Origin of the sequence: Brevibacterium luteolum (assembly GCF_025147615.1) — a bacterium.
Classification (GTDB): Bacteria; Actinomycetota; Actinomycetes; order Actinomycetales; family Brevibacteriaceae; genus Brevibacterium; species Brevibacterium luteolum.
Map to the genome: position 1 here is coordinate 1 of NZ_JALXPM010000014.1, position 11,398 is coordinate 11,398.

Annotated in this window: 11 protein-coding genes; 8 read left to right on the forward strand and 3 right to left on the reverse strand. The window is 67.6% G+C overall.

The window, feature by feature from the left end; genetic code table 11:
• The first annotated feature begins 189 nt into the window (after positions 1-189).
• Positions 190-909: an SIR2 family NAD-dependent protein deacylase gene (locus M3C25_RS05145; protein ID WP_259846832.1), complete on the forward strand. Its 720-nt coding sequence runs from the start codon at positions 190-192 to the stop codon at positions 907-909.
• Positions 910-918: 9 nt separating this feature from the next.
• Here the strand turns inward: M3C25_RS05145 and M3C25_RS05150 are convergent, their stop codons facing one another.
• Complete coding sequence (locus M3C25_RS05150; protein ID WP_254220830.1) at positions 919-1,608, reverse strand: GNAT family N-acetyltransferase; 690 nt, start codon at positions 1,606-1,608, stop codon at positions 919-921.
• Between the two features lie 111 nt (positions 1,609-1,719).
• Here M3C25_RS05150 and M3C25_RS05155 point away from each other — a divergent pair, with 111 nt between their 5' ends.
• Positions 1,720-2,721 carry an IS481 family transposase gene (locus M3C25_RS05155; RefSeq protein ID WP_102161566.1) on the forward strand — a complete coding sequence of 334 codons (1,002 nt, stop codon included), beginning with the start codon at positions 1,720-1,722 and terminating at the stop codon, positions 2,719-2,721.
• A 62-nt stretch (positions 2,722-2,783) separates the two neighbouring features.
• Here the strand turns inward: M3C25_RS05155 and M3C25_RS05160 are convergent, their stop codons facing one another.
• Positions 2,784-4,880 carry a choice-of-anchor I family protein gene (locus tag M3C25_RS05160; protein ID WP_259855253.1) on the reverse strand — a complete coding sequence of 699 codons (2,097 nt, stop codon included), beginning with the start codon at positions 4,878-4,880 and terminating at the stop codon, positions 2,784-2,786.
• Positions 4,881-5,060: 180 nt separating this feature from the next.
• Positions 5,061-5,927, reverse strand: coding sequence for a hypothetical protein (locus M3C25_RS05165; protein ID WP_259855254.1), 867 nt, complete (start codon positions 5,925-5,927; stop codon positions 5,061-5,063).
• Between M3C25_RS05165 and M3C25_RS05170 the strand changes: the two genes are divergently transcribed.
• From M3C25_RS05170 to recN, 6 genes are all read left to right on the forward strand, one after another.
• On the forward strand, positions 5,886-6,755 hold the full coding sequence (locus tag M3C25_RS05170; RefSeq protein ID WP_259855255.1) for an ICP22 family protein: 870 nt from the start codon (positions 5,886-5,888) through the stop codon (positions 6,753-6,755). The two genes, M3C25_RS05165 and M3C25_RS05170, sit on opposite strands and share 42 nt — an antisense overlap.
• A 42-nt stretch (positions 6,756-6,797) precedes the next feature.
• A complete protein-coding gene (locus M3C25_RS05175) occupies positions 6,798-7,661 on the forward strand; it encodes an HAD-IIA family hydrolase (protein WP_259855256.1) in 864 nt (287 codons plus the stop codon).
• Positions 7,658-7,834, forward strand: a complete 177-nt coding sequence (locus M3C25_RS05180) for a hypothetical protein (RefSeq protein ID WP_259855257.1) — start codon at positions 7,658-7,660, stop codon at positions 7,832-7,834. The genes M3C25_RS05175 and M3C25_RS05180 overlap by 4 nt, the downstream gene beginning before the upstream one ends.
• Complete coding sequence (locus M3C25_RS05185) at positions 7,831-8,616, forward strand: TlyA family RNA methyltransferase (RefSeq protein WP_259855258.1); 786 nt, start codon at positions 7,831-7,833, stop codon at positions 8,614-8,616. The genes M3C25_RS05180 and M3C25_RS05185 overlap by 4 nt, the downstream gene beginning before the upstream one ends.
• Positions 8,617-8,695: 79 nt before the next feature.
• Positions 8,696-9,673 (forward strand): NAD kinase, encoded by a 978-nt coding sequence (locus M3C25_RS05190; protein WP_170274333.1) that lies wholly within the window; start codon positions 8,696-8,698, stop codon positions 9,671-9,673.
• The gene (gene recN, locus M3C25_RS05195; RefSeq protein ID WP_259855259.1) at positions 9,670-11,379 is read left to right on the forward strand and encodes a DNA repair protein RecN; all 1,710 of its coding nucleotides are present in this window, start codon (positions 9,670-9,672) and stop codon (positions 11,377-11,379) included. The genes M3C25_RS05190 and recN overlap by 4 nt, the downstream gene beginning before the upstream one ends.
• The last annotated feature ends 19 nt before the right edge of the window (positions 11,380-11,398 follow it).

Consider the following 11,398-nt stretch of genomic DNA (forward strand, 5'->3'; position numbering starts at 1 on the left):
CTGATGGTACTGCACTCGACAGGGTGTGGGAGAGTAAGTCACCGCCGCAATTATCTTTAACCGAAGAGCCCTGACCACGGCGGTCAGGGCTCTTCGTCATTCACAGCATGGTCTGCTGACCATGCAACACATCGACTCGTCGACCGGAGCCCGGTTCTATCGATCACCGGGTGCGCATACTCTTAGGGCATGGATCGAATTACGTTTCTCACCGGCGCCGGGATCTCGACTGGCGCCGGCATCCCGGACTTCCGCGGACCGGAGGGGATCTGGACGAAGGATCCGGAAGCCGAGCTCACCTCGACCCTATCGCACTACCTCGGCAGCGCCTCCATCCGGCAGAAGGCATGGCAGTACCGTTCGCAATCGCGCTTCTGGGAAGCCGCACCGACGAAGGCCCACACCGCGATCGCCGACTTCGAAAAGCGCACCGGCCGAGTGCGCGGCATCATCACCCAGAACGTCGACGGACTGCACCAGATGGCCGGCAGCTCTCCTGAGCTCGTCCACGAAGTCCACGGCAATGTTCGCACCTGGCGGTGTGAGGACTGCCAGGTAACCGGGCCGATGCAGGAGATGATCGACCGGGTGCGTGCCGGAGAGATCGAACCGCGCTGCCCCGACTGCAGTGGGATCATCCGAGCCACGACGATCCTGTTCGGCGAAATGCTCGATGGAGACGTCCTCGATGCAGCCATCGACGCCGCCGAGGACTGCGAGGTCATCATCGCCGTCGGCACCAGCCTCAACGTCACCCCAGTGGCATCACTGTTCCCACTGGCCATCGAGAACGGCGCTGTCGGCTACATCGTCAATGCCGAGCCGACACCCTTCGACGCCTGGGCCGATGACGTCCTCGACGGAGACATCGAAGACGTCCTCCCGCCCCTGTTGTCCAAGCTCAGCTGAACCGACAGCTCAGTGCTCAGAAACTCCTGGAGCGGTGGGCAGCTGCAGGAATTCAGCGACCACCTCGGCGCCGGTCACTGTGACCTCCTCGTCGGGGCGGACGAGTCGATCCGGGGTCAGCAGCATGTTGTACTCACGCCCGACATGGGAGCCGCTGGCCGAGACGTCGATGACTGAGCCGTTATCGACATAGCCGACCTTTTCCGAGACCCGCCGGCTCGAGTTGTTCCCTTCGAAGTAGGACGTCGCAAGTTCGCAGGCGCCGAAATGATCGAAGCAGGTGACAGCAAGCGCCTGACGCATCCGGGTGCCGATGCCACGACCCTGATGCGTCTTACTCAGCCAGGATCCTGTGCCCACGGTGCGGCGCTTGGCGAAGGCACGAGCGCCAGCGCTTTGCACGCCGACAGCTTCGCCGTCGACGCGCACTGTGAGCTCAAGTGTCCATTCGTCGGGGTTCGTCGCAGCGCGGGTGCGCCAGTGGTAGGTCGCCAGGTTCCGGGCGACCTCGGCTGCAGTTCCCTGATCCCAATCAACAATGAATGCGCCGGGATGTGTCTGCACGCCTCCGGTGGCAAGGGCTGCCAATTCGGGCAGATCGGAATCGCGTACGGGGGAGAGGGTCATGTTCCCGCACGCGATCGTCAGTGCGTACGGCGGCCAGATCTCTTCAAGGGACATCACATCGGTGTGCTGCATGAGGTGAAGCCTAGCTGTACTTCCTCGGGAGGTTGTGATCGGGATTTGAGGTGAAAGAAGACCTCCGATATCGAAGTGGGTAACCACACTCACTCGAACCGGAGGTCTTCCATGACTCACCGTAATGCACCGATGACCGTCGAGGGTAGGCGCCGGATGGTCGCCCTGGTTGTTGAGGCCGGCTGGTCCCAGCGCCGCGTGGCCGAACGGTTCCAGGTCTCCCCGGCCACCGTGTCCCGCTGGGTGCGCCGCCACCGATCCGGGGCCGGGCTGCAGGATCGCTCCAGCCGTCCGCACCGCAGCCCGCACCGGCTGGCGCAGCGCACCGAACGGCGGATCATCGCCATGCGGTTCACCAAGCGGTGGGGTCCGCACCGCATCGGCTACCACCTGGGCATCCCGCGGTCGACGGTGGGACGGGTGCTGGCCCGCTACCGGATGCCGAAGCTGGAGTGCATCGATCAGGCCACCGGGCTGCCGGTGCGGCGACCACAACCGCACCGCTACGAGGTCGATGCTCCCGGGCAGCTGGTCCACGTCGACGTCAAGAAGCTGGGCCGGATCCCCGACGGCGGCGGCTGGCGGGCTCACGGCCGCGGTTCAGTCCAGGACCTGCGGGCGCAGTCGGCCCGCACCAAGGCGGCCCGCGCGAAGGCGTCCCCATCACGCGGGTATCGGTACCTGCACCACGCCGTCGATGACCACTCCCGGCTGGTGTACTCCGAGATCCTCGACGACGAGAAGAAACACACCGCCGCCGGCTTCTGGAACCGGGCGAACGCCTTCTTCGACACCATCGGCGTCACCGTGGAGGCGGTGATGACCGACAACGGGTCCTGCTACCGGTCCGGCGACTTCAGACAAGCTCTCGGCCCAGACATCAAGCATAAGCGCACCAGACCTCGCCGGCCGCAGACGAACGGGAAAGCCGAGCGGTTCAACCGGACCCTGATGGTCGAATGGGCCTACGCCAGGCCCTACTCCAGTGAAGCCGAGCGGGAAGCCGCCTACGAGACGTTCCTCCACGACTACAATCAGCATCGAGCCCACACCGCTATCGGAGGCCTCACCCCAGCCGACCGCGTTCACAACCTCACGGGGAACTACACCTAGCAACGGGACAGACGAATCGGGTCCGCATCGACGTGATGCGGACCCGATATCGGTGCCAGAGATCAGCTGCTGCGGCGGCGCGCCATCCACACAGCGGCACCACCGGCTGCTGCCAGCAGGGCTCCGAGGCCAGCCAGCGCGCCGATCTGGGCAGCGGTGCGCGGCAGTCTGCCCTTGTCGTCATCACCGGGCTCATCGCTGGGCTTCGGCGAGGGTTCGGCCGACGGGCTGTCGGTCGGCTGCTGGGTCGACTCACCGGTCGGTTCCGTGGTGGGCTCGCCGGTCGGGTCGGTGGTCGGCGTGTCCGTCGGTTCACCCGTTGGATCATCCGTGGGCTCACCAGTCGGGTCGTCTGTCGGATCGGCCGTCGGCTCCTCGGTCGGGTCGTCTCCGACGAGGCTGGAGTCGACGGCGTAGAACGTCGTTGACCCGGTCACCTCATTGCCGACGATGAGCATGCCGGCATTGCCGGCCTCACCGGCGGTTGCAGCGCCATCGGCCTTGAGATCTGCCGAGGGGACGAAGACGATGCTCTCCGGACCGGAGTCCCCTGCCTCGGCGACTTTGTCCTCAGGCTGGACGGCGAAGTTGCGGTTGTTGACGTAGGTGACGTACTCGGACTTCGCCGGATCGGTGATGTCGTAGACGAAGATCCCGCCGATGCGCTCCATGCCGATGAACGCATAGGTCTTCTCACCGATTTGGCCGACCTCGATCGCCTCGGGCTCAGGGCCCTTGTCATCGGAGCGGTTGTCGAAGTTCGACTCGGAGTTGTTCGAGTTGAAGTTCTTCGGCAGCACCTCTGCGGTGATGCGCTCGAAATCATCAGCAGAGTCGAAGACCTGCTTGCCGTCGGTGTCGAAGATCGAGAACGAGCGACCGCCGACTCCGTAGATCGTCTCGTAGCAGCTGCCGTCTTCATTCAGCCCATCGGCCTTGGTGATCGTCAGGCGGCCGAGGTTCTCCTCCTTCTGCAGGTCCTCGATCGTCATCGGAGAGCCATCCGGGTTCGTCACGCCCTCGACGACCGATTCGCAGATCGGAGCCAGGCCCTTCTTCTCACTGCCGAGATCCTTGACCCGGATCTCCTCGGAGTAACCGTCCCAGTCGCGGGTGTCGCCCTCATTGGCCGTCAGCAGGTAGTCGCGTCCGCCGATCTCGATCGAACGGATCGTATCCGGCTGCAAGAACGACTGCACCGGCCAGTTCGCCCGGTTGATCTTGTCATCCTTGTTCGACACATCGAAGGGCACCTCGGACACATCCTGGGTGCCCAGCGGCATGAGTTTCTCCGTCGTCGCCGAGGCGAGGTCGACCACTGCGATCGCATTGGCCTCCTGCAGGGTGACATACGCCTTGCCACCGATGACGGTGCTGTACTCGGGTTCGAGGTTCTCCGACACCGGGTGCTTCGGGGTGCCGGTGCCGGCATCCTCACGGCCGCCGAAGACGCGCACGCCCTCAGGCAGGGCGTCACCTTCGAAGGCCCGGAAGTCTGCAGTCTTGACATCCTCCTGGCCTGGAGCCTGGACCGCTTCGGGCAGGGCCACGACGCTGACGGTGCCCTCCGGATCGACCGAATAGTCCTCAGCCGGCTCACCCTCATTGGCGATGACCGCGTGCGTGCCCTCGTCATCGAAGACAACCGAATCCGGCAGTGCACCAGCGCGCACCGCACCCAGCGGCTTCGGCTCATCACCGGACAGATCGAAAAACCCGACCCAGCCGTCGTCGGTCTTCGTCGGCGCCTCGAGCGCAACGGCAGCCAGGCCGTCAGCACGCACCGCCACCGAGTTCGCCACCGCACCGGCTGGCACCGAGGCCCCGTCAGCAGAGCTCATGCCCGCTGTCTTCAGCTCGGTGACTGCGGTCGGCTTCTCCGGGTCGGAGGAGTCGAGGACCTGCACGGTGCCGGCTTCGGCGTTGACGACGAGCGTCTGCTGCTTGGCCGCGTAGTGGGCGACGATCTCCGCGGCCCCGGCGTCGAAGATGTCAGCGCGGTGCGATCCGAGCACCGAGAGCTCCACCTCGGCTCCGGGAGCCGAATGCGAGGTGAAGTAGTCGGGGTTGGCGGCCGTGGCAGGCATGAGGCCGACGGGAGCCAGGGCGGTGAGGCTGACGACGCTGAGCGCGGTCAGCCCCGAGATGAAGCGAGGCATGCAGGTTCTCCAGTTGAGAGCAGATGGGCAGATACCGACACTAGAAGCCCAGGTGGGCGCTGAATTGAGAGGAAGATGACGCGGGCGTGAATTCTTTCCCGGCCGCACCGGGGCGATAGACTGGGCGGGCATCTCACCGACAGCCACATAGGGAGCACAGTGTCGAAGTCTGACGACGAATCACAGGACCGCCCGCGCCGCGACGACGGCGGGCATCAGCGTCCCCGCGGCGGCGGCAAGCACCATCAGAAGCCCCGCTCGCAACGTGATGATCGTGGCTTCGGCAACCGCGGCCGAGGTGGCAAGGACTTCCGGCGCGACGAGCGGCGTGATGATCGTCCTCGCGATGACCGCAGGCGCGATGGCCGCCGTGGTGGTGACGGCTTCCGCCGCGATGACCGGGGCCGAGGTGGCGAAGGGTTCCGCCGGGACGATCGGCGCCGCGATGATCGTCGTGGTGGCGAAGGATTCCGACGTGACGATCGCCGACGTGATGATCGCAGCGACGATCGCCGAGGCGGTGGCAAGGACTTCCGCCGGGACGATCGGCGTCGCGACGACCGTCGTGGTGGCGAAGGATTCCGACGTGACGATCGCCGACGTGACGATCGCCGCGGAGGCAACGACTTCCGGCGCGATGATCGCCGTGGTGGCAAAGACTTCCGCAGGGACGACCGGCGTGGCGGCAAGGACTTCCGCAGGGATGACAAGCGCCGCGACGACCGCAAGCGCGATGATCGGGAGCGGGGCGGCACCCGCCGCGAACGCCGGCACGAGCCGGCCATCCCCGAGGGCATCACCGGCAAGGAGCTGCACTCCGAGGCCCGCCGGCAGCTGCGCCCGCTGGAGAAGACCAACGCCGAGGTCGTCGCCAAGCACCTCGTTGCCGCAGGCCAGCTCGTCGACGTCGCACCCGAGCTCGCCTACGAACACGCACAGGCTGCCCTCGGCCGTGCCGCCCGCATCGGCGCCGTCCGCGAAGCCGTCGGGATCGTGGCCTACCAAATGGAGAACTACGGTGAGGCGCTGCGCGAACTGCGCACCCACCGCCGCATCACCGGCTCGAACGACAACGCCGCACTCATGGCCGACTGCGAACGCGGCCGCGGCAACCCGGCGAAGGCCATCGAAGTCGCCGAGGAGTTCGAGGCAGCCGATCTCGACCCGTCGGTGCGCATCGAGCTGCTCATCGTCAAGGCCGGGGCCCACAGCGACCTCGGCGACAATGAGAAAGCCAAGACCGTGCTCAGCAGCGCCGGCTTCACCGGCCACCCGGCTGGAGCGACCGTGAGGCTGCTGTCGGCATACGCGGATCTGCTGCGCATCGACGGTGAGATCGAACTGGCTGACAAGTACGAGCAGCTGGCCCGCCGGACAGCGAAGATGAAGAACGTCATGTACGGCGACGAGGAGCCCGACCCCAACGCCGACGTCGAGATCATGACGATCGACGAGCTGCCCGACGAGGAAACCGACAGCGAAGACACCGGCGACAGCGCAGACGAAACCGCTGTCGAGCCCGCAGCAGACGCTGAGACAGCAGACGACTCCGCTGGTGAAGAACCGGCCGCGGCGCCTGCCGCTGACGAAGCAGCCGACACGCCACCGGAAGAGCCCGCTGACACCGAGCAGCCGGACGAGCCGGCGGCTGACGATGCACGTGAGACATCTGCAGAGCCAGCCGACGCCTCGGGCGCGGACTCCGCTGCCGAGAAGGCCGACGAACCGGCCCCCGAGCCGGCTGCGCCGATGTCGTTCGAAGACGAGATCGAAGCCGAACTCGAGGAGATCCTCGTCGAGGCCGGCATCGAACCCGACGCCGGCACCCAGGCATCCGATGAAGAGGAGCCGCCGCAGGAGGAGACCCTTTTCTGAGGCCGTGAGCACCAGCCGTCTGCAACACCAGGAGGCACCCGAATGAACCCAGGCGCACCCACGACCACCGATGAGCCGCTGCTGGCAGCCGCCGCCCACCTCGGCGACGTCGATGGCGTCCTGTTCGATCTCGACGGGGTCATCTACGCCGGTCCCGAGGTGGTGCCCGGGGCGCATGAGACGCTCACCCGGCTGGCCGAAGCGGGGATTGCATACGGGTTCGTGACGAACAACGGCTCGCGCAGCGCAGCCGACATCGCCGCCCAGATCCGCTCCTACGGCCTGCCGGCCGAAGCCGACCAGGTGACGACCTCCGCGCAGGTCGCTGCCCGGGCGCTGGCCGCCGAGTTCCCGGCTGCGGCCCCGATCCTGGCGATCGGCTCACCGGCACTGGCCGACTGCCTGCGCGACAGCGGCCTGAACCCGATCGCCGCTGACTCGGCTGAGACCCCGGTGGCCGTTGTGCAGGGCTTCCACCGCGAACTCAACTGGTACGACCTCGCCGCCGCTTGCGAGGCGATCCGCGCCGGTGCCGCCTACTGGGCGACCAACCGCGACATCAGCATGCCCACCGACCGCGGCCCGATGCCGGGCAACGGCTCCTTCGTGCGCATCGTCGAGACCATCACCGAGGTCACCCCGACCGTGACCGGCAAGCCCTCAGCCCTCATGATCTCCTCGGCCGCTGCCGCGATCGGGGTTCGCCGGCCGCTCATGATCGGCGACCGGCTCGACACCGACATCGCTGGCGGCAAGGCAGCCGGCTACCCGACAGCACTCGTGCTCACCGGCATCCACCAGGTCGACGACGTCGAGGCAGCCGAGTCCGGCTCCCGGCCCGACCTCATCCTGACCCGCCTGCCCGAGCTCTTCCTCCCGGCCGCCGACTCCCAGGAGAACCCATGAGTCAGCCCACCGCCTCGGGCCCGGCCGCCAGCCCCGCCGCAGCCGCCGGTGCCTTAGAGACCGCCAGCTGGCAGGAAGCCGTCGACGCCATCGACCAGGCGGATGACGCCACCGCCCTCGACCAGGCCGGGTGCCTGCTCGAGGAGATGGAACGCGGCCTGTCCTCCCTATGAGCCAGCCGCTGCAGCGCATCGACGCGGCCCTTGTCACCCGCGGGCTGGCTGCCAGCCGCAACCGGGCGGCCCGGCAGATCGCGGCCGGCCATGTGCTCGTCAACGGCCAGCCTGCGCAGAAGCCCTCCCAGAAGGTCAGTGCTGCCGACGTCATCGAGATCTCCGGTGAGGACCCGTGGGTCGCCCGCAGCGCCCACAAACTGCTCGGTGCACTGCGCGACTTCGGCCTCGAAGACTTGCCTGATGGTGCCGTGTGCCTCGATGCCGGTGCCTCGACCGGCGGATTCACTCAGGTGCTGCTCTCCGCCGGCGCCGCACACGTCTACGCCGTCGACGTCGGACACGACCAGCTGGCTGACCAGCTGCGGGACGATGACCGCGTGACGAACATGGAGGGCACCAACCTCAGGCACCTGACCCGCGACCAGCTGTCCGGTCTGCCGGCAGACTCACAGGGTGTCGACCTCATCGTCGCCGATGTGTCCTTCATCTCCCTGACCCTGCTCATCGAACCGCTGTTGGCCGTCACCCGGCCCGGCGGAACCTTGCTGCTCATGGTCAAACCCCAGTTCGAACGCGGCCGCCACGCCGTGAACAAACATGGAGTCGTCACCGACCCAGCCGAACGCCAGGCCGCCATCGACACCGTCGCTGAGGCCGCCACAGCCGCCGGAGCCTGCGTCCACGGGTGGGTCGAGACCCAGCTGCCCGGCCCCAGCGGCAACCGCGAGTTCTTCATCCACATCACCCAAGCAGATTCCCAGGCTTGTACAGTTGACTGAGATCAGCGCGCCAGCCAGCAGCCGTCCAGGTCCCGGCGCACGTGCGGAGAAAGTCGAGACGACGAGGAAGGGGAGATACGTGGATCGCAGCATCGTCGTCGTACTTCACCCGCAGCGAGCCGACTCGCGCGAAGCAGCCCTGAGTGTGTGCCAGACGCTGCACTCCGATGGGATCCTGCCGGTCATGCTCGCCTCCGACTACGAGATGCTCCTCAGCCACATCGGCAGCCTCGTCACCCCCGTGAGGGTCTGCGACGACGACGCCATCGACACCCTCGAACGCGACTGCGAACTCGTCATGGTCTTAGGCGGCGACGGCACGATCCTGCGTGCGGCCGAGAAGTTCCGCCACCTCACCGTCCCGCTGCTCGGCGTCAATCTCGGACACGTCGGATTCCTGGCCGAAAGCGAACGCGAGAACCTCGACGTCGCCGTCCACCGGGCCGTCAGCCGCGATTACGACGTCGACGAGCGCATGGCCCTCGACGTGCGCGTCATCGCCGACGGCCGGGTCATCCACCGCACCTGGGCCTTGAACGAAGTGACGATCGAGAAGAGCGAAGACACCCGCATGATCGACGTGATCTTAGGCGTCGACTCCCGACCGGTGTCCTCCTTCGGCTGCGACGGCGTCATCCTCGCCACCCCGACCGGCTCGACCGCCTACGCCTTCTCCGCCGGCGGTCCGATCGTATGGCCGGATGTCGAAGCGCTGCTCATGCTGCCGATCTCCGCCCACGCCCTGTTCACCAAACCGCTCGTCGTCAGCCCCGACTCCCACCTCGGCGTCGAATTCCGGCCCTCCCAGCCGGGCATGCACGCCGGCCTGTGGTGCGACGGCCGCCACGAGATCGAACTGCCCGCAGGCGCCCGCATCGAAGCCCGCCGCTCGAAGACCCCGGTCGCGCTCGCCCGCCTGTCGGCCCGCCGGTTCGCCGACCGGCTGGTCGCGAAGTTCCAGCTGCCGGTCACCGGATGGCGCGGCCCCAGCCACACCGCTGACACGAACGCCGTGCCGGTCGTCAGCACCGAGGAGCAGCAGCGAGGAGATCGATGATCTCGAGTCTGCGCATCGAGAACCTCGGCGTCATCTCAGCAGCCGACATCGACCTCGGCGCCGGCCTGACCGTCGTGACCGGTGAGACCGGCGCCGGCAAGACGATGTTCGTCACCGCCCTCGACATGCTCACCGGCGCGCGTGCCGAACCCCGCGTCGTGCGGGCCGGGGCCGAGAAGGCGATCGTCGAAGGGATCTTCGACCTACGCGACCAGCCGGCCGAGGCGCGCGAGCAGCTCACCGACCGCATCGACGAAGCCGGGGGAGAAGCCGACGAAGAGGCCATCCTCACCCGCAGCATCCCCGCCGACGGACGCGCCCGGGCGACAGCCGGCGGACGCACCGTACCGCTGGCCGTCCTCAAGGACGTCGGCGACGCGCTCGTCTCCATGCACGGCCAGTCCGAGCAGATCACCCTGCGCTCAGCTGCCAAACAGCGCGCACTGCTCGACCGATACGGCGGCACCGCGATCGCCGATGCGCTCACCAGCTACCAGCAGGCCTTCAAACGCTGGCAGGAGCTCGAAGCCGAAGCCGCCCGCCTGCGTGAGACCGCCTCCGAACGCGCCGCCCGCATCGCCTATCTGACCGAGAGCCTCGAGACCATCGACGCGGTCCGCCCGGTCGAAGGCGAGGACGAGGAGCTCAAAGCCCTCGCCGCCCGGCTCGGCGCCGCCGAAGACCTCAAGCAGGCCGTCGGCACCGCCCATGACGCACTCGCCGGCAGCGACTGGCAGGAGACCCACAACGCCCTCGACGCCGTCGAGCAGGCGATCGCCGACGTCACCCGCGCTGCGCGCACCGACGCCAGCTTGGAGGCCCACGTCGAGGCGCTGACCGATGTGCGCATCCGGCTGACCGACACCGCCACCGAGCTCTCGGCCTACGTCGCCTCCTTCACCGACCTCGAAGGCCAGTCCCTGGAGGACACCGAGGCCCGCCGGGCGGCGCTCGGGTCGCTGTCGGCTTTCGGCGCCGACGTCACCGAGGTGCTCGCCTTCGAGACCCAGGCCGGGGCTGAGCTGCTGGAGCTGCAGAACGCTGAGAGCTCCTCGGCCGGGATGGATGATGCGGTGGCAGCCGCCGCCGAGGCGGTCGCTGAGACCGGAGCCCGGCTGCGTGAGCTGCGCGAGCAGGCGGCAGAGGAGTTCGCGACCGCTGTCTCCGCTGAGCTGTCGGCCCTGTCGATGCCGCGGGCGAGGATCGTCTTCGACATCGACGAGGCTGCCCCGCACAGCCTCGGCACCGATGCGGTGGCGATGCTCTTCAGCGCCCACGACGCAGCCGCCCCCGGGGAGATCGGCAAGCTCGCCTCCGGCGGTGAGCTCTCGCGTGTCATGCTCGCCATCGAAGTCGTCAAAGCCGCCAAGGACACCTTCCCGACCTTCGTCTTCGACGAGGTCGACGCCGGCGTCGGCGGCAAAGCCGCCATCGAGATCGGCCGCCGGCTCGCCCGCCTGGCCGCCCACTCCCAGGTCATCGTCGTCACCCACCTCGCGCAGGTCGCCGCGTGGGCCGATACGCACATCACCGTCGTCAAAGACGACCAGTCCGGCGGGGCCGTCTCCGGGGTCACCGCCCTCGACCGCGCCGGACGCGAAGAGGAGCTGGCCCGGATGCTCGGCGGGATGGCCGACTCCGGCTCGGCACGCGCGCACGCCGTCGAACTCATGGACACCGCAGCCGAGGCGAAAGCACAGTTCTGACATGCCGCATGCGACAATG

Excerpts from the sequence above, each read along its gene's own strand:
- M3C25_RS05145 (WP_259846832.1), top strand. The coding sequence starts at position 190 with ATGGATCGAATTACGTTTCTCACCGGCGCCGGGATCTCGACTGGCGCC.
- M3C25_RS05150 (WP_254220830.1), bottom strand. The coding sequence starts at position 1,608 with ATGCAGCACACCGATGTGATGTCCCTTGAAGAGATCTGGCCGCCGTAC.
- M3C25_RS05155 (WP_102161566.1), top strand. The coding sequence starts at position 1,720 with ATGACTCACCGTAATGCACCGATGACCGTCGAGGGTAGGCGCCGGATG.
- M3C25_RS05160 (WP_259855253.1), bottom strand. The coding sequence starts at position 4,880 with ATGCCTCGCTTCATCTCGGGGCTGACCGCGCTCAGCGTCGTCAGCCTC.
- M3C25_RS05170 (WP_259855255.1), top strand. The coding sequence starts at position 5,886 with ATGGAGAACTACGGTGAGGCGCTGCGCGAACTGCGCACCCACCGCCGC.
- M3C25_RS05175 (WP_259855256.1), top strand. The coding sequence starts at position 6,798 with ATGAACCCAGGCGCACCCACGACCACCGATGAGCCGCTGCTGGCAGCC.
- M3C25_RS05180 (WP_259855257.1), top strand. The coding sequence starts at position 7,658 with ATGAGTCAGCCCACCGCCTCGGGCCCGGCCGCCAGCCCCGCCGCAGCC.
- M3C25_RS05185 (WP_259855258.1), top strand. The coding sequence starts at position 7,831 with ATGAGCCAGCCGCTGCAGCGCATCGACGCGGCCCTTGTCACCCGCGGG.
- recN (WP_259855259.1), top strand. The coding sequence starts at position 9,670 with ATGATCTCGAGTCTGCGCATCGAGAACCTCGGCGTCATCTCAGCAGCC.